The sequence below is a fragment of the Arthrobacter halodurans genome (assembly GCF_041877255.1).
Lineage (GTDB): Bacteria > Actinomycetota > Actinomycetes > Actinomycetales > Micrococcaceae > Arthrobacter_N > Arthrobacter_N halodurans.
Genome location: NZ_JBHDLJ010000028.1, coordinates 1 through 603, shown reverse-complemented (window position 1 = coordinate 603; position 603 = coordinate 1). Strand labels below are relative to the sequence as shown.

Genomic DNA, 603 nt, shown 5'->3' with positions numbered 1-603 from the left:
TGCGGCAACAACACCATCACCTCGGCCCGCACCCCCGACCACCGCCCCGCCTCCGCGGACCCCAACACCAGCGACGCCAACACATCAGCCCGCAACTGCGCCATGCTCCGCGCCTCCCCCGGCACCGCGCGCAACCGCACCGCGATCCGCTGGATCCGGTCCATCATCGCCACCCCGTCCACCGCGTGGACCTCCGCCCGCACCGAGCACATCCCCTCCGCCCCCGGCTCCACCCACACCCCCCGGCCCGCCTCGGCCCGACGCACCCGCTCCCGCAACGCGCCCGGCCCCAACCGCGCCTGCAACCGCACCGCCTTGGCCCGCAGCCGCCCGGGCGTGCGCCCCGCCGCGAACCCCAGCAACCCCGCCTCCAACCAATCCCGGCGCACCCCCACCAACGCCGCCTCCGCCGCGACCGCCCGCAGGTACCCCTCCCGCACCGCCGGAGACGCGTCCGCGCCCGGCGCCGGGACCGGACCCGGACGCAGCTCCGCGCACGCCCGCAACACCACCTGCAGGTGCCCGAACCCGATCCTCCCCGCCTCGAACGCCTCCAACGTCGCGCGCCGGCACCCCACCAGCTCCACCGCGTCCGCGATCCGG

The 603-nt window shown here is 77.3% G+C and carries 1 protein-coding gene; it reads right to left on the bottom strand.

Annotated elements, in window-relative coordinates; translation table 11 throughout:
* The coding region (locus ACETWP_RS17285) for a DUF222 domain-containing protein (protein ID WP_373973531.1) at nucleotides 1–603 on the bottom strand (603 nt) is incomplete at both ends.